The sequence below is a fragment of the Paenibacillus sp. EB106-04-04-XG159 genome (genome assembly GCF_058791835.1).
This window is the reverse complement of record NZ_JBYTDY010000016.1, coordinates 15833-39306: the sequence shown is the minus strand read 5'-3', so window position 1 is coordinate 39306 and position 23474 is coordinate 15833. Positions and strand designations below refer to the sequence as shown.

The 23474-nt window shown below is 43.5% G+C and carries 19 protein-coding genes; 16 read left to right on the top strand and 3 right to left on the bottom strand.

From position 1 onward, the window contains the following. Positions 1–65: 65 nt before the first annotated feature. The 9 genes from AC3WTP_RS18040 to AC3WTP_RS18000 all read left to right on the top strand — a co-directional run bounded on the left by AC3WTP_RS18040 (position 66) and on the right by AC3WTP_RS18000 (position 9569). Positions 66–374 carry an L-rhamnose mutarotase gene (locus tag AC3WTP_RS18040; RefSeq protein WP_492396028.1) on the top strand — a complete coding sequence of 103 codons (309 nt, stop codon included), beginning with the start codon at positions 66–68 and terminating at the stop codon, positions 372–374. 350 nt (positions 375–724) lie between these two features. Then, a complete protein-coding gene (locus AC3WTP_RS18035; protein ID WP_492396027.1) occupies positions 725–1648 on the top strand; it encodes an ArsR/SmtB family transcription factor in 924 nt (307 codons plus the stop codon). Between the two features lie 236 nt (positions 1649–1884). Next, positions 1885–3615: an ABC transporter substrate-binding protein gene (locus AC3WTP_RS18030; RefSeq protein WP_492396026.1), complete on the top strand. Its 1731-nt coding sequence runs from the start codon at positions 1885–1887 to the stop codon at positions 3613–3615. 59 nt (positions 3616–3674) lie between these two features. After that, positions 3675–4628 (top strand): ABC transporter permease, encoded by a 954-nt coding sequence (locus AC3WTP_RS18025; RefSeq protein ID WP_492396025.1) that lies wholly within the window; start codon positions 3675–3677, stop codon positions 4626–4628. A 16-nt stretch (positions 4629–4644) separates the two neighbouring features. Continuing rightward, positions 4645–5565: an oligopeptide ABC transporter permease gene (gene opp4C / locus AC3WTP_RS18020; RefSeq protein ID WP_492396086.1), complete on the top strand. Its 921-nt coding sequence runs from the start codon at positions 4645–4647 to the stop codon at positions 5563–5565. Between the two features lie 10 nt (positions 5566–5575). Beyond that, the gene (locus tag AC3WTP_RS18015) at positions 5576–6559 is read left to right on the top strand and encodes an ABC transporter ATP-binding protein (protein WP_492396085.1); all 984 of its coding nucleotides are present in this window, start codon (positions 5576–5578) and stop codon (positions 6557–6559) included. Then, positions 6552–7517: an ABC transporter ATP-binding protein gene (locus AC3WTP_RS18010; protein WP_492396024.1), complete on the top strand. Its 966-nt coding sequence runs from the start codon at positions 6552–6554 to the stop codon at positions 7515–7517. The genes AC3WTP_RS18015 and AC3WTP_RS18010 overlap by 8 nt, the downstream gene beginning before the upstream one ends. A 66-nt stretch (positions 7518–7583) precedes the next feature. Next, complete coding sequence (locus AC3WTP_RS18005; RefSeq protein ID WP_492396023.1) at positions 7584–7778, top strand: hypothetical protein; 195 nt, start codon at positions 7584–7586, stop codon at positions 7776–7778. Between the two features lie 852 nt (positions 7779–8630). Next, positions 8631–9569 (top strand): SDR family NAD(P)-dependent oxidoreductase, encoded by a 939-nt coding sequence (locus AC3WTP_RS18000; protein WP_492396022.1) that lies wholly within the window; start codon positions 8631–8633, stop codon positions 9567–9569. Between the two features lie 133 nt (positions 9570–9702). Here AC3WTP_RS18000 and AC3WTP_RS17995 read toward each other — a convergent pair whose 3' ends face one another. Together AC3WTP_RS17995 and AC3WTP_RS17990 are read right to left on the bottom strand one after the other, a co-directional pair. After that, positions 9703–9891, bottom strand: coding sequence for a hypothetical protein (locus AC3WTP_RS17995; RefSeq protein ID WP_492396021.1), 189 nt, complete (start codon positions 9889–9891; stop codon positions 9703–9705). A gap of 5 nt (positions 9892–9896) precedes the next feature. Continuing rightward, complete coding sequence (locus AC3WTP_RS17990; RefSeq protein ID WP_492396020.1) at positions 9897–10946, bottom strand: right-handed parallel beta-helix repeat-containing protein; 1050 nt, start codon at positions 10944–10946, stop codon at positions 9897–9899. 333 nt (positions 10947–11279) lie between these two features. Between AC3WTP_RS17990 and AC3WTP_RS17985 the strand changes: the two genes are divergently transcribed. The 7 genes from AC3WTP_RS17985 (at position 11280) to AC3WTP_RS17955 (ending at position 22421) form a co-directional block, all read left to right on the top strand. Further along, positions 11280–12842, top strand: a complete 1563-nt coding sequence (locus AC3WTP_RS17985) for a response regulator (RefSeq protein WP_492396019.1) — start codon at positions 11280–11282, stop codon at positions 12840–12842. Between the two features lie 15 nt (positions 12843–12857). Next, positions 12858–14645: a sensor histidine kinase gene (locus AC3WTP_RS17980; protein ID WP_492396018.1), complete on the top strand. Its 1788-nt coding sequence runs from the start codon at positions 12858–12860 to the stop codon at positions 14643–14645. Between the two features lie 198 nt (positions 14646–14843). Next, positions 14844–16151, top strand: a complete 1308-nt coding sequence (locus AC3WTP_RS17975) for an ABC transporter substrate-binding protein (protein WP_492396017.1) — start codon at positions 14844–14846, stop codon at positions 16149–16151. A gap of 78 nt (positions 16152–16229) precedes the next feature. Then, on the top strand, positions 16230–17132 hold the full coding sequence (locus AC3WTP_RS17970; protein WP_492396016.1) for a carbohydrate ABC transporter permease: 903 nt from the start codon (positions 16230–16232) through the stop codon (positions 17130–17132). Beyond that, on the top strand, positions 17119–17943 hold the full coding sequence (locus tag AC3WTP_RS17965) for a carbohydrate ABC transporter permease (RefSeq protein ID WP_492396015.1): 825 nt from the start codon (positions 17119–17121) through the stop codon (positions 17941–17943). Before AC3WTP_RS17970 ends, AC3WTP_RS17965 begins: the two co-directional genes overlap by 14 nt. 39 nt (positions 17944–17982) lie before the next feature. Continuing rightward, entirely contained in the window at positions 17983–21021 is a 3039-nt protein-coding gene (gene lacZ, locus AC3WTP_RS17960; protein ID WP_492396014.1) for a beta-galactosidase, LacZ type, read from the top strand. A 110-nt stretch (positions 21022–21131) separates the two neighbouring features. Continuing rightward, positions 21132–22421 carry a galactokinase gene (locus tag AC3WTP_RS17955; RefSeq protein WP_492396013.1) on the top strand — a complete coding sequence of 430 codons (1290 nt, stop codon included), beginning with the start codon at positions 21132–21134 and terminating at the stop codon, positions 22419–22421. Positions 22422–22986: 565 nt separating this feature from the next. Here AC3WTP_RS17955 and AC3WTP_RS17950 read toward each other — a convergent pair. Next, positions 22987–23253 (bottom strand): translation initiation factor 2, encoded by a 267-nt coding sequence (locus AC3WTP_RS17950; protein ID WP_492396012.1) that lies wholly within the window; start codon positions 23251–23253, stop codon positions 22987–22989. Positions 23254–23474: the final 221 nt, after the last annotated feature.

The window sequence follows — 23474 nt, the reverse complement described above, 5'->3', positions numbered from 1 at the left end:
GTGGGGAGAGATAGGAAACACCCAATCCCGTATGGTGAGCGAGCGATTGAAAAGGAGTGGGGGACTTGGCAGTAAACGTGATAACGGAAGTCAGAGTAGCGCAGCTTCATCCGGATCAAGTTGAACGGTACGAACAACTTCATCGCGATATTCCCGCTGGGAACGAGAAGCATATGCGGGAGGCGGGCATCGTGTCTTTGCGCATTTTTCGCGAGGGGCTTGTCTTGTTTATGATCGTTGAGTCCGATTCTTCATTAGCGCTTCCCGATCGAATCGTTGATCAACTGTTGGAAGAAGAGTGGCATCGTCTTACCGGCGAGTGCTTTTCGAAAACATGGCAGGTTGCCTCTGAGTGTTATCGACTACATCGTTGATCGTCCAAGGGATGTGCAAGACGAAGCCCGAACCATTTTCTGCGTAATCTATTGAAAAAAAGCGTCCTAAAACATGAAATCACAAGAAAATGAATATATCGCAGCCTGAATCTTATTGAATTTTAAGGTCAGGCTTTTTTTTGTTTTCTAAATGGTTTAGGTTTGCACTTGGTATAAATGAAGTTTTTACGCTAAATGAAATGTACATGGATGCTGATGTGGGAGTTTCGACAAACTTAGCCCCTTGGCTCCACCATAAACGAAACTGAATCACGTCATTAGAAGTGGTTTTTGTTAATATATAAGAAACTATAAATTGCACACGCATATTAGGAAAGGAGCGGAGGAGTATGGCATTGGATTATCGCTTACGCGTAAGTTTTACGCCCTTGCATGAATTTATTAGCAGTCTGCATACTTATTTATGCCGTAAATCCTATAAAAAAATCGATCTCTCAATGGAATGGGTAGAGATAACACAGGAGCGATTATCGCCTGAACTTCGAAGTATGCTCGATAACATCGAGGTGAATGGCGATTGGAGATTTATCTATTTGCTGGCCCTTGTCTGTCCGGACTTGACGTCTCCGAAAGAGCTCGTGACGTGGATTGAAGGACATTCCGTGGGGGAGCTGTACGAACTGCTGTCGCAGTACGGAAATGAATTTCCAGCGCAGATGGAAGCCTTCCGAACGCATGCTGTGCAATTGTTGACCGCGTGGAATGAAGAGTATTTTCTTCAGTTGGACCCGGAAATTCTTCGCCTTCTACACGCCGAAGCGGCTCGGCGAACTGAGATGTTAACGCAGTTGTCGCCGGAGGATTTCGTCGATGATACGACGAATGGGATGCTGTTCACGCCGATTCCAGGGCTTGAGGAGTTGCTTCTTGTTCCGCAATATCATTTTCAGCCTTTAAATGTGATCTGGCACTTTGGCAAAGTAACAATATGCCACTATGCAGCGAGGGTATATATTGATGAACCCGGGGAGCTCTCTCCGCATCATTATCGAATTCTTCGTACGATTGGCGAGAAGAGCCGAATGAAGATATTGCGGTATTTGCACCAGGGTCCACAGCCTTTTACCGAAATTGTACGCCATATGAAAATATCCAAAGGGATTACCCATGATCATATCGGTAAGCTGCGCAGCGCAGGATTTATTCATGCCCATATCGAGGGTGAAGTCACGACACATTATAGTCTCCGGCTCAAGGCGGTACAGCAAATCGATGAAATTCTGTATCGTTTTATCACCACGAGGTCGCAATAAAATACGGTTTCTCACCCAGACGCTTCCCGTCCTTTATGGACGCCGGAGGCGTTTTTTGTTTAGACAGGTTTTATTTTATGGAGAAGGGACATATTCTCTTTACACAAAACCTTTTTTAAGTTCTCTCTTTACAGAACACATTTTGATTCATATAATAAAACCAATCAAAACAATTCATACCTTTCGGATCGGAATTCAATGTTTAATTCAATTTATTAGAAACGGGGAGACGTATTATGAGAAAGGGTTTATTTTCATTACTAACGGTCATTATTAGCGGAGTACTCTTGTTGTCTGCTTGCTCATCACCAGCCTCGACGCCTGTAGTAGATAGCGGCAAGACGGAAGCTGCGGCGACAACCCCCGAGCAGACAACGCCGGCAACCGGAGGCATTACGAGCTTGGTGAAAGCAACGGATTTATCTAAGCTGCCAGAGAATGCGAAGAAACGTACGGATACGATTATCGTCGGCTTAACGGATCCAAGCGGTGCTTTCACACCGTATTTCCATCAGAGTGGGTATGACGGCAACGTGTCTTCGGTCCTCTTCTCCTCGCTGGTAAAAATGGATGAGAAAGGCCTTCCGATTCCTGGACTTGCAGAGAGCTGGGACATCTCGGACGATCAATTAACGTATACATACCACCTGCGCAAAGATTTGAAATTCAGCGATGGATCCCCATTGACGGCAGATGATGTCGCATTCACATGGACGATTCTGCATGACAAAGTCTACGATGGCCAATACGATATTCTCTCGACGAATGTCAAAGGCGGTAAAGCTTACAAAGAAGGCAAAGCACCGTCCATCGAAGGAATCAAAGTCATCGACCCGCTTACGATTTCCGTAACTTTGGAGAATGTGAATGCAACGGCGCTTCAAGTACTCGGTTCGGATGTATTGTCCAAAGCTTACTACGGCAAGGATTACAAGTTTGGTCAACTGGATTACATTAAGAATTTGCATGCCACCCCGCTCGGCAACGGACCTTACAAGCTGGAGAAATTCATTCCGGGTCAAGAGGTACGCTTCGTAGCGAACGAGTATTACTATGCAGGCAAGCCGAAGACGGAACATTTCATCTATAAAACAACAGAAGGCGACGCGTTCCAATTCATCGAGACGGGCGAGCAGGATTACGGCAACTTCTCAGCAACAACGGACAATATTGAGCGTCTGCAGAAGCTCGGTTTCTTGAACCTAGAGCCCTACACCGCGAGCAACTATGGCTATCTTCAGTTCAACATGGAGCATGAAGCACTCAAGGATAAGCTTGTTCGTCAAGCATTAACCTATGGACTGGATCGGAAGACGATTTACGTGGATTCGAACCAAGGAGCCGCGACTATTGCGAACATCCCAACGCAGCAGAGCTCATGGTCTTATACCGAAGAGGGCATTAACCCTTACAACTATGATCCGGAGAAAGCGAAGCAATTGCTGGATGAAGCAGGTTGGAAGGAAGGCACAGACGGCATCCGTGAGAAAGATGGCAAGAAGTTGAGCGTTCACTTCATCGGCTCCAAGAAGAAAGGAACGGACATCTTCATCGCGGTAGCCAAAGAAAACTATGCAGCGATTGGCGTACAGCTGGAAGCCGAGCAATTCGCGGACTTCAATGCACAGATTGCGAAGTTCGAGAGCGGTGACTACGATCTCGTCTCCTTCTCCACATCGATTTTGGGTGATCCTTCGGATGGCGTATTGTCCTTCCTCGATGGCGAAGTGAAAGGGTACGACAATCCAAAAGTGAAGGAGCTCTACGCGAAAGGTCTTGCAACGACAGATATCGAAGAGCGCAAAGCGATTTATAAAGAGCTGTATCAAATCATTAACGAAGATGCTCCATACATCTTTACGAGCTACGGCAAGTTGATCCTGGCGTACAACGGCCGGATTGAGAATATCAAAATCAATCCATCGCAAGGCATCTCAGCAAGCTTGCCAGAGTGGACTTTGAAATAATACCACCTTTCCGTCCCTTGTCGCGAAGACAGGGGATGGACTATTAAGGAGCCAAATATATGAGTACGTATTTAACAAAACGTCTGATCTATATGGTCTTGATATTACTCGGCGCTTCGCTGCTGATCTTCTTCTTATATGCCTTAACGCCAGGGGACTTCGTATCCAGCAATATGAAGCTGACGGCGGAACGCAAGGCGGAGCTGCGGGAGATTTATGGCTTGAACAAACCGCTATTTGAACGGTACCTCCTCTGGATGAAAAATGCGCTGCATGGCGATTTCGGTTATTCGCTAGCGCAGCAGAAGCCGGTACTGACGTTGTTCAATGAATATATCTGGAATTCATTTCTGCTTGCGATTACTTCAACCTTCTTGACTTGGCTGCTTGCCGTTATTATTGGGGTCATCTCGGCTTACCGGCAGTACTCTTGGTTCGATACGCTGGTGATGATCGGAATCTTCGCGGCGATGTCGATCCCATCGTTCTTCATCGGGTTATTCTTGATTAAGACACTGGCTGTCGACTTGAAGTGGCTGCCACCAGGCGGCATGATGACGACAGGTAGCAATGCGACGGGCCTAGCTTATGTCAAGGAAGTCATAAACCATATGGCACTTCCGGTAATCGTGATGACGCTGCTTGGCGTCGGGTCGTTAACTAGGTATTTCCGCAGTAACATGATTGACGTTATTAAGCAGGACTATATCCGAACGGCCCGTGCTAAAGGGATGACCGAGAAGAAGGTGCTGTTCCGTCATGCACTGCGCAATGCGCTGCTGCCTGCGATTACGCTCGTCGGATTCGAGCTTCCGGGGCTCTTTGGCGGATCGCTCATTATCGAGAAAATATTCAATTGGCCAGGCATTGGACAACTGTACATGCAGTCTTTTGGTGCCAGAGATTATCCGCTGCTCATGGGATTTACGCTGTTCATCGCTGTTCTCACGGTCATCGGTACGCTCTTATCTGACATTCTATATAACATCGCGGATCCGCGCGTGAAACTGTGAGGAGGGGCCTATGTCTATGGTTCAAGGTGAAGTTGTCAAAGGTCGCAGCAGCAAGCTCCCTGCAGTGAGAACCTCATTATGGAAGCAGTCCATGCGGAAGCTGCTCAGGAATAAATTAGCGGTATCGGGCTTTATTTTTATTGTATTTATGTTCGCGGCGTGCTTTATTGGGCCGTTCTTCTCTCCATACACCGACAACAAGGTTAACGTGATGGCGATGAACAATGCGCCTAATCTCAAACATTGGCTCGGGACGGATATGTTAGGACGCGATGTCTTGACACGTTTGCTCCAAGCGGGTCGAATCTCACTCACCGTCGGCCTCGCATCCATGCTGCTATCGGTCTTTATCGGGAGCTTGCTCGGTGCGATTGCGGGTTATTATCGGGGGATCGTAGATCAAGTGATTATGCGGATTGCGGATCTATTGCTCTCCATTCCGAGTCTGCCGATCTTGTTCATCCTCGGGGCCTTGTTGTCTGAGTGGAAAATCCCGACCGATTACCGGATGTATATCGTCATGATGATGCTCAGTTTCGTCGGTTGGCCGGGTCTTGCAAGGCTTGTTCGCGGGCAGATGCTAAGTCTCCGGGAGCGTGAATTTATGCAGGCGGCCGTTGTCCTTGGGCTGCGGGATCGGCGGAAGCTGTTCCATCATCTGCTTCCGAACTTATTTCCACTCTTAATTGTCGTGGCAACGCTCAATATCGGCGGTGCGATTCTATCGGAGTCGGTGCTGAGTTACTTTGGTCTTGGTGTTATGCCGCCTACGGCAACATGGGGGAATATGATTGATGCGGCGAATAGCATCATTGACTTCGAGAAGCATCCGTGGCTCTGGATTCCTCCAGGTTTTGCGATTTTCTCAACGGTTATCGCCATTAATATATTCGGTGACGGGCTTCGGGACGTGCTGGATCCCAAACAGAAGAAGTAGGTGAAGGATGATGAAGAATACACTAGAAATCGATCATTTAAGTACGTATTTCTATACCGAGGAAGGTACGGTCAAGGCGATTGACGATATAAGCTTACGCGTGCGTGAAGGGGAGACCGTCTGCATCGTCGGTGAGTCCGGCTGCGGCAAAAGCATGACAGCGATGTCGATCATGGGACTAATCGAAGGACCGTCTGGGAAAGTGGTGAGCGGTCGAATTGGCTTCGAAGGCGAAGATTTGCTGAAGATGAGTAAAAATGAACTGCGTACCATTCGCGGCCACGACATCGCAATGATATTCCAAGAGCCGATGTCTTCGCTCAATCCGGTGCTGCCAATCGGAGGGCAGATTACGGAGCCGCTCATAGAGCATCTGAAACTCAGCAAGAAAGATGCGCGTAAGCGTGCGATTGAGCTGATCGAACAAGTCGGGATCTCGCGAGCGGAGCAAATTTTCGATTCGTATCCGCATGAACTCAGCGGAGGGATGCTGCAACGGATCATGATCGCCATTGCGATCTCCTGCAATCCGAAGTTGCTCATTGCCGATGAACCGACGACCGCGCTCGATGTGACGATTCAAGCGCAAATTCTGGATATGCTTCGCGAGATTAAAGCTCATTCGAATATGTCGATTCTATTGATCACCCATGATCTGGGGGTCGTAGCGGAGATGGCGGACTACGTGATCGTGATGTATTCCGGCAAGATTGTTGAGGAAGGCGAAGTGGTCGAGCTCTTCAGTAATCCGAGACACCCGTACACGCAAGGCTTATTGAAGTCGAAGCCGATTATTAATCAGCGGCAGGACCAGTTGTATTCGATTCCGGGACAAGTTCCGAATCCATTGTCACTGACAGAATCATGTTATTTCCATGATCGCTGCGGCCAGTGCATGTCGATATGCCAGTCGAAACAGCCGCAATTAAGAGACATCGCAGATCGCCAGAAGGTGGCGTGTTGGTTATACGAGGAGGCGGCTAAACATGTCTGAACCTATCGTTGAAGTGAGAAATTTAAAGAAGTATTTTCCGATTACAAGCGGTTTGTTCAATCGTACGTCTGGTCATGTAAAGGCAGTGGATAATATCAGCCTGTCGATCCGAGCAGGTGAGACGTTCGGCCTCGTAGGAGAGTCGGGCAGCGGGAAGAGCACCGTGGGACACACCATTCTGCGCCTAACGGATAAGACTTCCGGTGAAGTTCTGTTCAAGGGGGTGGATCTTCACACGCTCCCTCCGAAGGAGCTGCGGAAGCTTCGTCCGCAAATGCAATTGATCTTCCAAGATCCCTATAGCTCGCTCAATCCGCGCGTACGCGTGGGGGATGCAATCGGAGAAGCACTGCTCGATCACGGACTATTAGAGAAGGGTGAAATCCGGGACCGCGTGGAAGAAGTACTTGCAGCCTGCGGTTTGTCTTCCTATCACTATGATCGGTTCCCACACGAGTTCTCCGGCGGGCAGCGGCAACGGATCGGAATCGCACGTGCGCTTGTCCTGAACCCTGACCTGATCATTGCCGATGAACCGGTCTCTGCGCTCGATGTGTCTATACAAGCCCAGATTATTAACTTGTTCCGCGGTCTCCAAGAATCGCAGGGTCTTACCTATTTGTTCATCTCGCACGACTTAAGCGTCGTCGAGCATTTATGCACACGAGTTGGTGTGATGTATTTGGGTTCGATGATGGAGACGGCTCCGCGCGACGAGTTGTTCCGCAATCCGCTGCATCCTTACACGAAGGCGCTGCTCTCGGCGGTGCCGATTCCGATTCCGAAGCTGAAGCGGGAGAGGATCGTGCTCAAAGGGGATATCCCGAGCCCGGCGAACCCGCCATCAGGTTGTAAGTTCCATACTCGCTGTCCTTTTGTGACGGAGATTTGCAAGGCTGAAGTGCCAGTGTTCCGTCATGTCGGCCATGATCATTATGTGGCATGCCATTTGGTATAATCGATGAATTAATAATCGTTCTCCAGAGAGGAATCTCTTGGAGACGGTTCTTCGGGCATCGCATTTATGTTCATGTCATTGAAAAACGAGCGAGCGGAAATCCGGTTTGCCGCATGGATGATCGTGTCGATTCTGATTGTCCGAATGAGGGTCATTATTGGCGTAACGGCATTAAATGACGTTTCAACGATCATTCGCCCTGTCCAGTATCGGGCAGTGAGACTGATCAATCCGGGAGAGTGCTTCGCTGGCAGCGAATAGGTCAGGGGTTCGATCCCCCCTTGGTTCCACCAAATTAAATAATTTAAACCTCGTCCATTGGACGTGTTTTTTTGTATGTTTGAAAGCCCCGATGGGAGCGAGAACCAGGTTCGTCTGCGCGCAGGAAGCGATATAGGGGTCCCGCAGCTTATGAAGAGGTCGAGCCTCTGGAAGTATGGTCATACTATAACTCTAACGGACACCATGGACGTTAATTGGCTAAAAGCAGCCATTTTCAGATTGTAACGGTCACTACAGCGCTTAAGTACTCCAAATCATTGCAAAAAGGGGCATTTTTACGAAATAGCTGTAACTGTGTTTCGTTAGAATTCTAAAATGCCGAAATTACTCTCTTTAGCGGTCATTGTGTCCGTTAGAGTGTTGCGTCCCTTTTATGCACCTTACTTCTTGTACTCCCAGCGTAGTTGATAAGTTCGATATTGCTGCTTCCGGCTGGTTACCATCAACAGATTTCGTTCGACTAATACGTGCAAGATACGCCGAGTGTGACGATCAGAGAGTCGAAGGTGACTAGCCAGTTGGGGGGGCTGAAAAAGGATGCAGCAATCGGCGGGCGAATCGAAGCGTTTCTGCTTCAGCCCAATCCAAGTCAAATGACATAGGAGTCGATACGAATTTTCCGACAAAGGCTAGTAAGAGTTGTTTGCAAAACCCGGTTTCTTCTAACTCACTTCTTCATGGGTTTTTCTCGTCCGCAATGTTAATTTACAGCCATTCCTCATAAGCTTTAGTAAATAAACTCATTGCCGAATCTCCTTTCATCAGCGATGCAGATAAAGGATGTCTAAAGGTGTTTCTGTGTGGAATTTCCTATTGGAGGTCGTGATCGGTATGAAGGATAAGATCGTTATCATTACAGGAGCTAACTCAGGGATAGGTAAAGCTGCGGCTCTAAGATTTGCGACCGAAGGATATCGAGTTATCATGGCATGCCGCAATATGAGAATTAGTGCAGCTGCGCAGCGAGATATCATTCAGGCATCGAACAATGCGTATGTAGATCTGTTAGAACTAGACGTATCTTCTTTTAATTCTATACGTACCTTCTGCTCTAAGGTTAAAGACGCATATCCACACGTAGATATCCTCATCCATAATGCCGCTTACCTAAATCAAGGTGAAAAAGAGTATAAACTTAGCCCCGAACATATCGAATTATCATTTGCTACGAATACATTCGGACCCTATCTATTGACTAATCTACTAGCAGATCATCTAGAATTGTCTCAAGATCCAAGAGTGCTCAACGCCTGCACGACCAACATCAAGAATTTCTTCGATCCGAAAAGGACAATCGACTTCGATAACTTGCGCGGTGAATTCCGGAATTCGAGGACATATAGTGCATATAAGATGTACGGTGATTCGAAAATGGCGTTGTTGATCTTAACCTTCAAGATGGCGGAGCAATATAAGGATCGAGGGATTAAAGTCAATGCCCTACAGATAAACCGTGTCAAATTATCCAAAGAAACGATTAACAAGATGAGTCCATGGTGGAGAGTGCTTGCAATGGCTCAGAATCTTACGAATCCTCTACCGTCTGGAATGGCGGACAATTACTTTCAGATCTGTACCTCCGATCAATTCCGCGATGTTACAGGGCAGTTAATCAATCATAAACGAGAGATTGTACAGCCATCCACAAGCGAGACAGGCATTGCGCAATTGAAAAATTTATTCGGTTCGGGGACTTACCCTCAGTATGCGACCAATAGTGATAACGTTGAGAAAATATGGAGTATGTGCAACGAGTTGATTAAGGGTTAGCTATTGATGCACATGTGTAATCAAGGGGAATGTATAGCTTGGGGGGTACAGTTTGACGCTTACCTTTATAGTAGGTGGAAAAAATTAATTCCGGGGACAAAAAAAAGAACCCGGACAACTTTGATGGGTGTAATTAGTTACTTGCTTTTAACCCTTCCAACTTTTCTTTTAATTGTTGAGCTTTTTCTTCTAATTTGGAAACTAATCTTCCTTGACGTTCTTTATCCTGTCCTTCTTCTAATTGATTCAACCTATTTCTCTCAAACTCAAGCTCTTTTTCTTTTGCAAGTAGTTGCACAGTTAGTCTTTCAACTTTTGTCATGAATTTTACCTCCTTTTCATATACGTTCTAAATCTGTTATAGGGATCAAAACAATGATTATCTAGAGTACATTTCCTCTCACAGATGCCAGGAGGGTTGCTATTGTTACACTGGTTATCGATAGCAGTAAAGTCTGTTTCCAGAATATTGAGGTCTAAAGGATAATTGTTACATACCGTATTTCTAATGAACGTATTGTCAAAATTGTCATCATTTTGTACTCTAATTCCATCAGCTTTATTATCCCTAACAGTATTATTGATTACTACATTAAAATTAGAGAGTTCCGCAATACGGATACCAGAGCTTTGATTGTCTTGGATGCAATTTCCTTCAAGATAAGCACTTTCAAATCCTTTGATATAAATTCCGTTAGTGCCATTATTATGAATATTATTTTCTAGTACTGGGCTATCCTCGTCCTGTAATATTTGTATACCATTTGTAGCATTATTGTAAATACGGTTGTACAGCATAAGAGTGTTTCCGTAGTGACTAAAAATTCCTTCATTGTTATTGACTAAAGTATTCTTGATAACTGCATTATTCTGATCACCATCAATGACTATACCACGTAATGTCTTAGATATGTGATTTTCTACGATCCAGTTAGATTCACCAGAGTTTACATTTATTCCATTTCCGGTAGTATTGTGAATCATATTTTTGTACACTAAGTTTTTCTCGTCATTAATGTATATACCATCTCCATCATCATGATCTGAAATAATATTTGATATAATGTTTCCTACAATTCTGGCTCCTGTATCATCTACAAAAATTCCATATAGAGCATAGTTTTGAATTATAAATCCCGAAATGGTAACATTTTCTGCAGTGATCTCAAAAGCTTGATCTTCTTGATTTTGACCATCCATGATGACATCATCTTCAAAGGCCATTATTACCAAGTTGCTTACATCCACAGTTACATTTTCATTATAGGTTCCTCTAAAGACCAAAATAACATCTCCAGGTTGTGCATCAGCTTCTGCTTCTGTTATGCTGTCGTAAGTCTGGGTGCCAGGAGGACCTACTCTAAGAATACTTCCCAAATGGAATCACACCTTTCTAAGTTTTTAATATTTTGACTATATAGTGTATGGTCAAGCTGTTGTTCATGTAACAGCTCTTATACTTGATTACAAGTGGATTTTTATAAACTAAGCACTTTTTTCAGTATCTGTCTTTCTAGCAAAAGCAATAGCAATGCCATTAGCAGTGTGGGCAAGGGACAATTTAAAACTTATCAAGCGGCAGCTTTCACGTGAGAAGGCTGTCGCTTTTTGGTGAATTCTAGAAAAATATGCTAATGCTTCTGCTATAATGTTATGTGTAAACGCTTTTATAAGGTCCAAGTTTAGAGAGGATGGGGGAGAGTCCTTTTTATGAGCGAGCTATGCAAAGTGTTGATTGTTGATGACGAGTTGTTGGTTAGACAGGGGATCAAGCACTATATCAATTGGGAAAAAGAAGGGTTTCAGCTGGTTGGGGAGGCCTCGAATGGACAGGAAGCTTTGCAACTGGTCGAGCAGTTGCATCCTCATATTATTATTACTGATATTGTGATGCCTGTAATGGATGGTCAGGAATTAACACGCAGGGTGAAGATGCAATATCCAGAGATCGAAGTGATCGTGCTAAGCAGCTTCAGTGAATTTGACTATGTAAAATCGACCTTCCAGCATGGCGTGGTAGATTATATGTTGAAACCTAAGCTAGAGTCTGAGGAACTGCTGCGTGTATTGCAGAAAACAGCTGCACTCATTCCTACACTTCAGTTAAAACCGAATGGACAAGATAATCCTCTATCGGTTGACCATGTTCTTACTAAAGCGATTACGGGGTACGACCTTGAGAGCGAAGAGAGTGAGTCTTCACTGCTGGAGAGTGCATTGCCTTACCGCCAATTTGCTCTCCTTAGCTGTCAATTGAGGTCCGGACAAGCCAAGCCTAATTGGAAAGGGATCGAAGATAAGCTTAGAACTGAACTGGAGGCAAATTCGCAGCAGGAACAAATGAATCCCTATACTGTTTATCCGGAGCCTCACATTGCTGTTTTTATCATCAACCAGAATCATGTTCACTTGCATGAAATTTCGGGTATGGCTTGTGAAGCGATAAATGAATTTAAGAACAAAGATATGAAAATGTGCTGGGCGATTAGTGATGTTTTCATGAACGTTTACGATATGGCCTCGGTCTATCAAGAGCAGATTATCAAGTTGTTTCAATATCAATACTATTTTCCAGAGCGTCTGATTATGGTACACAATGAATTGCCTAATGTAGAGGCGGTGGATTCAAAGTTCCAGTTAAGCGGGCTTACAGAGGATTTGAAACGAGGACGCTATCAAGAAGCTTTTCAGGATCTCCTGGAGCATGCTCAGCGGATGTCCCGCTATTATCGAACGGATGTCTATGAGTTCAAGTCCTTTCTCAGTAATATGATTTTTAATATCACCATCATCATGTCCAATATGGGAATGGATACTACGGAATTAGATGAGGCGAAGTATCGATATTTTAAGGCCATTGATGAAGCATTGTATGCGGTACGGACCATAGAATTGTTGCAAGCCTTCCTGAATGAGGCTGCGAGTGTTTTCGAAAGTCAAGATCATCACAGCAATCAGAATATGAAACGATTATTGGACTATGTACAGAAGCATTATGCAGAACCGCTGACGTTGTCTGAAATGGCGAAGCATTTTCATTTTAATCCCTCCTATTTATCCAGCTATTTTTCAGCAAATAATAAGGAAGGATTTAAAGAATACTTGAATCGGGTGCGGATTGAAAAGGCAGCAGAATTACTTCGTGATAAGGCAACTTCGATCTCAGAGATTAGCGGTATGGTAGGATTTTCGGATCATAGTTATTTTTGTAAGGTATTTAAGAAATTTACCGAATTGTCGCCAAGTCAATACCGCAGTAATCATAATAACTAGAAAAGAGATACGAATATGCGGATCATCTACGATAAGTTGAAATGGCACAGCCTATTTCTCAAAATATTTGTCGTCATGGTCGTCAGTATTGCTGGGGTCACGACATTAACTTCCTGGTTGACGATCAACATGACTACTGATTTATTCATGAAAACCTTCGGAATTACCAATTCCAAAGTAGTGAATCAGGTGAAAATGAATTTTGAATCGTTCAATTATTCTGTTGTTACCACAGCTGGCAAGCTTCAGCAAAGCGGTTCTATTAAATTTTTTTTGACTGGACCGGAAGTAGACTCAGTAACAACAGCGAGAATGTATTACGATATAAGTCAGCAGGTGAAGATGTTCGGATCAGTATTGGATTCTTATAGCGTTGGCATAAAAATATTGGGCGTGAATGGACGAAGTTACTCGACGAATAGCAATATAGCACCTCCGATGTCAGATCAGGAACTGAAGAAGCATGATATAACTATGAATGCACAAGCAGAGCCTAAAAGGCTGATATACCAGTATTATAACAGCAGTCTGAATCCGGACTATCGTGGCAAACCGCTGATCATTGCTACAAAGGCATTGATGGAGAGGTCGACAGGCGCCGTGTATGGGACGATGTACGTGACGATGTTTGAGAGAGATTTTAAGCAGCTATATAACAATATGACGAGTGATGGTAATGATATCGCGCTCATGGATGCTTCTGGAGTTGTCGTATCCAGTAATCGTGAGGATTGGATTGGGCAGACAGATGCGAGTTTAATGGAGATTGCTCAAAAAATCGTAACGGAACAAATTGACAGCTTAAATGTGAATGTTATGGATCAAGACAGTATTGTGCTTGCAGAGTACATGCCGGAATTTGGCTATTATTTGGTCAATGTAATTGATAAAAAGGCAGCAATGGGGCAAATTCTGGATCATAATGCCGTTACCTTGATCACAGCGGCAATTGTTGTTATTGCGCTGATCATCGTCTTCTTAATCACTCGGAAGATTACAAGGTCATTAACGATGCTGGTAAGGCAAATGTCAAAGGCGACTCGCAACAATTTTGACAATTACGTTAAGATCAAAGGCTCTTATGAGATTAGAGAACTGGGCGATGCATATAACTATATGCTAGATGAGATCCATGATTATGTCGACAAGCTCGTTGAAACGCAAAAAGAACAGCGCAATGCTGAGCTAGCCGCACTGCAACGGCAGATAAATCCACATTTTCTCTATAACACGCTTGCATCGATTAAAATTCTTGTTCAGCAAGGCAGCAAGGACAAGGCAACAGAAACGATTAATGCACTTATTGTTCTGCTGCAGAATGCAATCGGCAACATTAATGAGACGAATAGTATAGAGGAAGAAATGGTAATTCTCAAAAGCTATGTTTATATCAATCAAGTTCGATATGGTGAACGGATCCGAGTGTACTATTTTATCTCGCCGGATTGTTTGGAGTACCGGGTGCCGAAGCTGATCATTCAACCTTTTATTGAAAATGCGTTCTTTCATGCATTCAATAGGAAGGGCGAAGGAACGATTCAGGTAATGGTGCATAAAGAAGACGAGGCACTGATCTGTGAAGTCAATGATAACGGTGATGGCATGGAACTGGCTGCTGATCATCAGGGACTGCCTTATATGAGAGGCAAGCGGAAGCTGTTTTCAGGGATTGGTGTAAAGAACGTCCATAGTCGTATTGGGCTGTTATATGGTGATGAGTATGGCGTAACCATTTCGAGTCAGCTTGGCGAAGGGACGAAGGTTAAAATACGCCTTCCGCTTATTATTATAGATTCCCAATAATATTTTTATAGTTTCCAAAAATATTACCAATGTGAAAACAATCTCTAAGTAAACGCCTGCAATTTGATAAAGAAAGAACAAATGCATACAAATATATTCCTAACGGACCCTTTCAGCTGAATGATAAGCTTAATCCGTAAGATGAACACGCTTACAAATAAGCTTCACATCATATTACACAAAAAGGGGTAGATGATTTTGAAGAAACTAATGTGCATTATTATGGCAGGTATGCTTCTTCTAGCTGGATGCTCATCGGGATCGAAGGATGCAGCTAACAAACCTGATGCAAGCGGCGTAGATAAAGGCAAAGAAATCAAGGAAATTACAGTATGGGCATGGGATCCTAAATTCAACATTGCTGCACTGAACATAGCGACAGAAGCATATTCCAAAATCAACCCGGATGTAAAAATTAATATTATCGAATATGCACAACCGGATACGATTCAGAAGCTGAATACAGGCTTGAATTCAGGCACAACGAAAGGTCTTCCAAATATTATTCTTATGGAGGATTATCGTGCACAAGGCTTCTTACAGTCTTATCCTGATGCGTTCTATGACTTGTCCAATGTAATCAAAGTTTCTGACTTTGCAGATTACAAAATTGGTCCAACAAGCTATAACGGCAAGCAATATGGTGTTCCATTCGACTCTGGTGTAACAGGCTTGTATTACAGAACGGATTACCTAGAGCAAGCTGGATACACAGCCAAAGATATGGAAAATATCACTTGGGATAAATACATTGAGATCGGTAAGAAAGTAAAGGAGAAAACAGGAAAGTTCATGATGTCGACAGATCCGAATGATCTTGGTATTCTCCGTGTAATGATGCAGTCGGCAGGCTCCTGGTACTTGAATGAAGACGGTAAAACACCTAACCTGGCAGGAAATGAAGCGTTAAAAGAATCCTTGGAAATCTACAAGAAAATGATGGATGAAGGCATTATGACGATTCACTCCGACTGGAGTCAAATGCTTGCAGGATTTAATAGCGGCAATGTAGCATCTCTTGTACAAGGAAACTGGATTACGCCTTCTGTTAAGGCTGAAGCATCCCAATCCGGCAAATGGGCAGTTGCAGCAACACCAAAATTAACGAAAAATCCAAATGCTACTAATTCTTCAAACTTGGGCGGAAGCTCCTGGTATGTGATGAATATGGATGGTGCAGATGTGGCAGCTGACTTCTTGGCCAAAACTTTCGGAGCAGATGTCGACTTCTACCAAAAGCTATTAACTGACATTGGTGCGATCGGTACTTATACACCAGCAACAAGTGGACCAGCTTATAAATCAGGTGATGACTTCTTTGGCGGACAGAACATTACAGCTGACTTTGCTGAATGGACGAAAGCGATTCCTAAAGTGAACTACGGTATTCACACCTATGCTATCGAGGATATTATGAAGGTTGAGCTTCAAAATTACTTGAAGGGCAAGGATGTTGATCAGGTTCTCAACGATGCTCAGAAACAAGCTGAGGCACAATTGAAATAAGAGAGAGATGAAGATGGAAACCTCAGGCAAGCAACGGTCTGAGGTTTCCTATTCAATACCGGAAGGAGCTGGGGTGTCGTGAAAGAAAAGAAATCAGGCCTTAGTTTGCACATAACTACAGGGCTTACAGCATGGTCCTTTATTATAATCGCAGTTTCCATGATTGTTCTGTTTTACTTTTATCCGATGATTGAAGCATTGCTGCTCTCGTTTAAATCGGGTATGGGCGCCAACTTACAATTTGTAGGACTCGACAATTACAAACGATTGTTTACGGATAGTACATTTATTACAGCTGTATCGAATACGTTTTTCTACTTAATCATTCAAGTACCTGTAATGATCATTTTGGCACTGTTTATTTCAGTTTTACTAAATGACAGTAATCTTAAAGGAAGAGGATTTTTTCGTACGGCCATCTTCCTGCCGTGTGTAACTTCACTTGTAGCATATTCAATCATTTTTAAATATCTATTTGCTGCAGATGGATTAGTCAATATGCTGCTGATGAAGCTGCATCTCATCGCAGATCCGATTCAGTGGCTTACCGACCCGTTCTGGGCTAAAATTACGATTATTATCGCCATTACATGGCGTTGGACAGGATATAATATGATTTTCTATTTATCTGCTTTGCAAAATATTGATAGATCCATATATGAAGCAGCCAGGATTGATGGTGCGAATGCACCAAGGCAGTTTTTCAACATCACAATTCCGATGTTAAAGCCGATCATTCTGTTCACATCGATTACCTCGACAATTGGTACCTTGCAATTATTTGATGAGGTCATGAATATTACCAAGGGTGGTCCTGGTAATGCAACGTTGTCGATCTCGCAATACATTTATAATCTATCCTTCAAATACAACGCAGACTTTGGTTATGCGGCAACTGTTTCTTATTCGATTGTCTTTATGATTGTAATCCTAGCAATTATTCAATTCAAAGTGGCAGGTGATAAAGATGCACAAAATTAAACGCGGCTTAACTTATCTATTCCTTAGCTTCGTATCGTTCGTGTCTATCTTTCCATTTCTATGGATGATTATTAGTTCTACGAATAAGTCTGTCGATGTAACGAAGGGAAGCTTACTGCCGGGTACACATTTTATGGAGAACCTTAGAAACTTGCTCAATACAACAGATTTGACGACGGCGCTGCTCAATTCCGCCAAAATTGCTGTTATTACAACTATATTAGCTTTGTTCATTGCCTCAATGGCAGGCTATGGTTTTCAAATCTTCCGCAGCAAATCGAGAGATATCGTCTTTAACATTATTCTCTTGTCCATGATGATCCCGTTCGCAGCATTGATGATACCGTTGTACCGCTTCTTTGCCCAAATTTCGAAAGTCGCCCCAGCAATCGGGATCGATACGCTTCCTGCAGTCATTTTGCCAACTATGACGACTGCCTTTCTGATCTTTTTCTTCCGTCAAAGCACGAAGATGTTTCCGAAGGATATGCTCGAAGCGGGCCGTATGGATGGTTTAAATGAGTTTGGCGTGTTCATCAAAATCTATATGCCAACGATGAAGACCACCTATGCAGCAGCTGCCATTATCACGTTCATGTCTAGTTGGAACAACTACTTATGGCCGCTGATCGTACTGCAAACGCCTGAGAACACAACCATTCCGCTGTTGATATCCAATCTAGGGGCTGGCTATGCACCTGATTATGGTGTGATTATGACGGCGATTGTAATTGCTACAATTCCAACAGCAGCTGTCTTTTTTATAATGCAGAAACATTTTGTAGCTGGAATGATGGGCTCAGTTAAGTAATTATTGCTTGATGAATATAAGAGGTAAGGGGATAAGGAAATGGAGCAAATGAAACCGACATTAGCATGGCTGAGTGATTTGAATGTATTCGCAGTGAATCGGGTGCCTGCACACTCCGACCATCGTTACTATACAAGCAAGGAGGAGGCGCAATGCTTTCCTTCCATGTCTATGCGGCACAGTCTTAACGGTACATGGAAATTCAATTACGCTGTGAATCCTGCTAATCGTCCGGCCGAATTTTATACGAAGGAATTTAACTGCGAGGCTTGGAACGGGATTGAAGTACCCGGACATATTCAATTGCAAGGATACGGTTCACTACAGTATGTGAATACCCAATATCCGTGGGATGGTCATGAAGAGCTTCGTCCGCCTGCTATTTCAGAAGAGTATAATGCAGTTGGCAGCTACGTGAAGCATTTTAAGTTGCCTGAGTTGATGCAAGAACGCCCTGTATTTATCTCTTTCCAAGGTGTTGAATCCGCTTTCTATGTATGGCTGAATGGACAATTTGTAGGTTATAGCGAGGATAGCTTTACACCAGCAGAATTTGATTTATCCCCATTTATACAAGCAGGTGATAATAAACTTGCTGTTGAAGTTTACCAGCGTAGTACAGGAAGCTGGCTAGAGGATCAGGATTTCTGGCGCTTCTCGGGTATTTTCCGTGACGTATATCTCTATACGGTTCCAGAGGTTCACATTCAGGATATATTCGTTCGGACAGATCTGGATGCTGCTTATAAGGGAGCCAGCTTCTCGGCAGATCTTAAGCTGACAGGCGAGCCAGCAGGCAAAGTGGAGTATGAGCTGTATGATCGGAGTGGGGCAGCGGTTGCGAGTGGTGAGGCTATTATAACTGCGGATGGAGCACAGGTTCAATTCTCGCTTGAGCAGGTGGAGTTATGGAGTGCTGAGCAGCCGTATTTGTATACGTTATTCTTACAGGTTTATGATGAAGCAGGTCAGCTTGTTGAAGTCGTTCCGCAAAAAGTAGGCTTCCGCAAGTTTGAGATGATTGATAAATTGATGCACATTAATGGCAAGCGAATTGTGTTCAAAGGCGTGAATCGTCATGAATTCAACTGCAGAAGCGGTCGGGCTGTAACCAAACAGGATATGCTGTGGGACATTCAAACGATGAAGCAGAGTAATATCAACGCGGTTCGTACATCCCATTATCCGAATCAGACCTTATGGTACGAGCTATGTGATGAGTATGGTTTATATGTGATCGATGAAATGAACCTTGAATCACATGGTTCATGGCAGAAGCAAGGAGCTGTCGAGCCATCATGGGTAGTCCCAGGCAATCTTCCAGAATGGCAGCCGATTGTAATGGATCGTGCGGTATCCATGCTGGAGCGGGACAAGAATCATCCTGCGATCATTATCTGGTCATGCGGGAATGAATCGTACGGTGGAGAAGTTATTTACAACGTATCAGAGTATTTCCGTAAGACCGATCCGAGCCGACTTGTTCATTACGAAGGTATCTTCCATGATCGAAGCTACAATGATACAAGCGATATGGAAAGCCGAATGTATGCGAAGCCGGTGGATATCGAAGCTTACATAAACGATAATCCGTCTAAACCATTCATTAACTGTGAATATATCCATGCAATGGGGAACTCACTGGGCGGCATGCATAAGTATACGGAACTTGAACAGAAATATCAGATGTATCAAGGCGGATTTATTTGGGACTTTATCGACCAAACAATTATCAAGAAAGATCGTTACGGTAATGAATTTATGGCCTATGGCGGAGATTTCGGTGATCGGCCAACAGACTACAATTTTGTTGCTGATGGTATTGTTTGCGCAGATCGTAAACCGTCTCCTAAGCTGCAGGAAGTGAAATTCTTATATCAAAATGTGAAGCTTGTACCAAATGAAGCAGGCATCAAAATTACAAATGAGAACTTGTTTATCGATACTGCGGGTTATGTACTGGAATACAGTGTATGTCATGAAGGGCATCAGGTATATATCGGTCAGATGGACGTAATCGTTGCACCAGGAGAAGAACGAAATATCGAGTTGAATTGGAATCAATACGCGGATACAGAAGGGGAATATACCTTTAATGCGTCGATGAAGCTCAAGTCTAGCACGTTATGGGCAGAGGCAGGACATGAGGTGGCATTTGGACAATTCGTGTTCGAACAAATTTTGGAGAAGGCTAAATCTGAGCCGACAGGGACCATCAGAGTAGCTAAGGGCGATGTTAATATCGGTGTGAAGGGCGAAGGCTTTAGCATCCAGTTCTCCGAAGCAGCAGGAAGCTTGACCTCAGTTAATTATGCGGGTCAGGAGTTGATTGCACAGCCTGTTTATCCACTATTCTGGAGAGCAACAACGGATAATGATCGAGGTACAGTAATGGGCTTTGATCTCGGCGCTTGGTATGGTGCAAGTCTGAAACCAAGATGCATCGATACCGCTTTGGTGGAAGAAGCCGATCGTGCAACGATTACGTTCACTTACTTGGTAAACATTCATCCAGATGTCCGTGTACAAGTGGCGTATACGGTGTATGGTGATGGAAGCATTCAAGTGAAGCCAAGCTATCATGGGGTTCAAGGGCTGCCAGATATGCCGATCTTCGCAGTATCCTTCAAGCTGTCGGCAGATTATCACAAGCTTGACTGGTATGCAATGGGTCCTGACGAGAACTACATCGATCGTTGTCATGGTGCCAGATTGTGTACTTTCCAGAATGAAGCAGCGGATAATTTATCTCCGTACATCGTACCGCAAGAGTCAGGCAATCGGACTGGTGTGCGTCGTGTGAATATCACGAATCAGGTAGGACGAGGAATTCAGATTAGTGCACCTGCATCTGCACCAGTGGAATGCAATATCTCGCCATATACCGCATTCGAGCTAGAGCAAGCCATGCATCCATATGAGCTGCCACAAGTCCATTACACAGTTGTAGTTGTTACAGTAGCTGGTCTCCAAATGGGCGTAGGCGGTGACGACAGCTGGGGAGCTCCGGTTCATGAGGAATATCATATTAAGTCCGATCAGAATCTGGCATATGAGTTCTGGATTCGGAAAGTGTAGTATTGATAAATAATCGTAAAAAGATCGCTATCATCTGGTTTCAAGCCTGAGGGTTGCGATCTTTTTTATTGAACTCTCATCGGTCAATACATATGAGGAGGAAAATATTTATGATGACAATTGAACATACCATCGAGATGCTAAATTCAAATAAGGCTAGATCATTGCTTACCAGTTTATATGGTCAAGATCAGCTTTCTCTCCAGCTTGATCGTTACTCAGCATTGGTCAAGTCGTTTCAGGAGCAATTTGAAGATGGGGAAATTGCTTTGTTCTCATCACCTGGTCGAAGTGAAATTGGAGGTAACCATACTGATCATAACCATGGAAAAGTTCTTGCCGGAAGCATCAATTTAGATACAATTGCGGCAGCAGTTCCTGTTAACGAATCGGTTATTACGTTTATTTCCGAAGGTTATCCGGGCAAATTTGTTGTTGATATTTCTAATCTTGAACTAAATCAAGAAGAATCAGCTACGTTGTCTCTTGTGCGGGGAATCGTAGCAGGTTTTGTTGAAGCTGGATACTCTGTCGGTGGTTTCAATGCTTATATAACTACCAATGTATTATCGGCTTCCGGTTTAAGTTCGTCTGCTTCGTTCGAAATGCTAATTTGCAGTATATTAAATACTTTTTATAATGAAGGATCCCTAGACGCGATAGCGATGTCCAAGATCGGGCAGTATGTAGAGAATAAGTATTGGAATAAACCGTCTGGGTTGCTCGATCAAATGGCATGTGCATATGGCGGACTTATTGCTATTGATTTTGCAAATCCACATGAGCCGATCATCACCCCTGTTAACTTTGATTTTCAGAAGAATGGTTTCTCTCTTGTTATTGTAAATACCGGTGGAAATCATGCCGATTTAACAGAGGAATATGGATCCGTACCAAATGAAATGCATGCTGTTGCAAAGGCGCTAGGTAGAGAGGTATGTCGCGACTTGACATCAAACGATATATACGGCAATTTGGATTTCCTAAGAAATCAATGTGGTGATAGAGCTGTGCTTAGAGCATTGCATTTCTTCGATGAGAACACAAGGGTTGAAGCCCAAGTGGAAGCTTTAACTCAAGGGAATATGGATCGGTTCCTGCAGCTGATTACCGATTCAGGCAATTCATCCTGGAAATGGCTGCAAAACTGTTATCTGAATTCTGACATTCAGCATCAAGAGATTACGGTTACGCTGGCCATCACTGAATCTTTTCTTAAGACTATCGGTAGGGGTGCATGCCGTGTGCATGGCGGCGGCTTCGCGGGAGTCATACTTACTATTCTGCCGAATGAAGATGCTCAGAAATACACACAGTTCATAGAGGATACAATCGGAACTTCTACTTACATCATTAATGTTCGAGAACATGGTTCGATCTGTTTAAATAACTTCATGTAATCAAGGTCTGAGTAATTGAGATTTAAATCCTTCAATCAGCAATTGCGGACAGCATGCTCATAAGGTAAGTATTAATATCGAAACCACAAAAACGAGAATACTCGAATTCAGCTAGTCTACATGAACAAGTACCGCTAAAATTGGAGAGGAGATCGACAATCTGCGTGCGAAGAAGCTTATTTTGATGATGAAGCTTATCTCGTACTACAATCAGATAACAGAGAAAACGAGACTAGAATATGTAATTTCTTTGTTCTCCCTACACACAGTCTGTATTTAAATGATGTGGATGAATCTAATAACAAAGAAGTCACAGATGCGGTGCATTTTTTAGAAACTCAAAGTCAGTATATATCTGAGATTAATTTGCTCCCTTTCCTAGAGAAGTCATCCAACGAATCTAATGATCATGGCTAGGAAGACGATAGCTTCTATTATTTGGTGTACACACAAACGTGAAGTTGTCTTCGTGCTTATTTTAATCGTAAAGGGATTAAGCTCTATACTAATGATAAGGAATTAGATCAATACTTGATTGAATCAGGGGTTTTTGAAAGTGAAATTTTTATTTCATCATCTTTTTGATTTTATCTAACTCATTTATTATATAGTCTATCTGCTTTTGAATGGTGTCTGACTGTTTTGATTGTTCATCCAGATTCTGAGAATCTTGGTTACTTGATTTTTCTAAAGCTTCTAGTTGAAGACCAGCAGCAATTGCAGATATTCCATCTCCTAATGTAGCGATAGCGGCCCCAATAAACGCAAGTCTTGCGATCTGAATATCTTGTGAGTCAGAGGATTGCTTTGAATTTTTTTTATTTTCACTCATTTTATATCCTCCTTACAATCATAGAAAAAAGTGAATTGCCTTAACTGCATCATATGCAATTACCCCGGTTGATTGCTACCGCCATCCAAACAGTCGGTTGTAAAGGATATGACGGATTTATCATTGGATTTGTAAATGAATGAACAGATGTCAGGGCAGTAAACCACGTCTTCGGACGTGGTTTTTTTGTTTGTAGTGAGCCCTAAAGGGGCGAACCCGGG

Coding starts and splice junctions, on each gene's coding strand:
- AC3WTP_RS18000 (WP_492396022.1), top strand. CDS start 8,631: ATGAAGGATAAGATCGTTATCATTACAGGAGCTAACTCAGGGATAGGT.
- AC3WTP_RS18015 (WP_492396085.1), top strand. CDS start 5,576: ATGAAGAATACACTAGAAATCGATCATTTAAGTACGTATTTCTATACC.
- AC3WTP_RS17965 (WP_492396015.1), top strand. CDS start 17,119: ATGCACAAAATTAAACGCGGCTTAACTTATCTATTCCTTAGCTTCGTA.
- AC3WTP_RS17950 (WP_492396012.1), bottom strand. CDS start 23,253: ATGAGTGAAAATAAAAAAAATTCAAAGCAATCCTCTGACTCACAAGAT.
- opp4C (WP_492396086.1), top strand. CDS start 4,645: ATGGTTCAAGGTGAAGTTGTCAAAGGTCGCAGCAGCAAGCTCCCTGCA.
- AC3WTP_RS17955 (WP_492396013.1), top strand. CDS start 21,132: ATGATGACAATTGAACATACCATCGAGATGCTAAATTCAAATAAGGCT.
- lacZ (WP_492396014.1), top strand. CDS start 17,983: ATGGAGCAAATGAAACCGACATTAGCATGGCTGAGTGATTTGAATGTA.
- AC3WTP_RS18030 (WP_492396026.1), top strand. CDS start 1,885: ATGAGAAAGGGTTTATTTTCATTACTAACGGTCATTATTAGCGGAGTA.
- AC3WTP_RS18005 (WP_492396023.1), top strand. CDS start 7,584: ATGTTCATGTCATTGAAAAACGAGCGAGCGGAAATCCGGTTTGCCGCA.
- AC3WTP_RS18025 (WP_492396025.1), top strand. CDS start 3,675: ATGAGTACGTATTTAACAAAACGTCTGATCTATATGGTCTTGATATTA.
- AC3WTP_RS17985 (WP_492396019.1), top strand. CDS start 11,280: ATGAGCGAGCTATGCAAAGTGTTGATTGTTGATGACGAGTTGTTGGTT.
- AC3WTP_RS18010 (WP_492396024.1), top strand. CDS start 6,552: ATGTCTGAACCTATCGTTGAAGTGAGAAATTTAAAGAAGTATTTTCCG.
- AC3WTP_RS17995 (WP_492396021.1), bottom strand. CDS start 9,891: ATGACAAAAGTTGAAAGACTAACTGTGCAACTACTTGCAAAAGAAAAA.
- AC3WTP_RS17980 (WP_492396018.1), top strand. CDS start 12,858: ATGCGGATCATCTACGATAAGTTGAAATGGCACAGCCTATTTCTCAAA.
- AC3WTP_RS18035 (WP_492396027.1), top strand. CDS start 725: ATGGCATTGGATTATCGCTTACGCGTAAGTTTTACGCCCTTGCATGAA.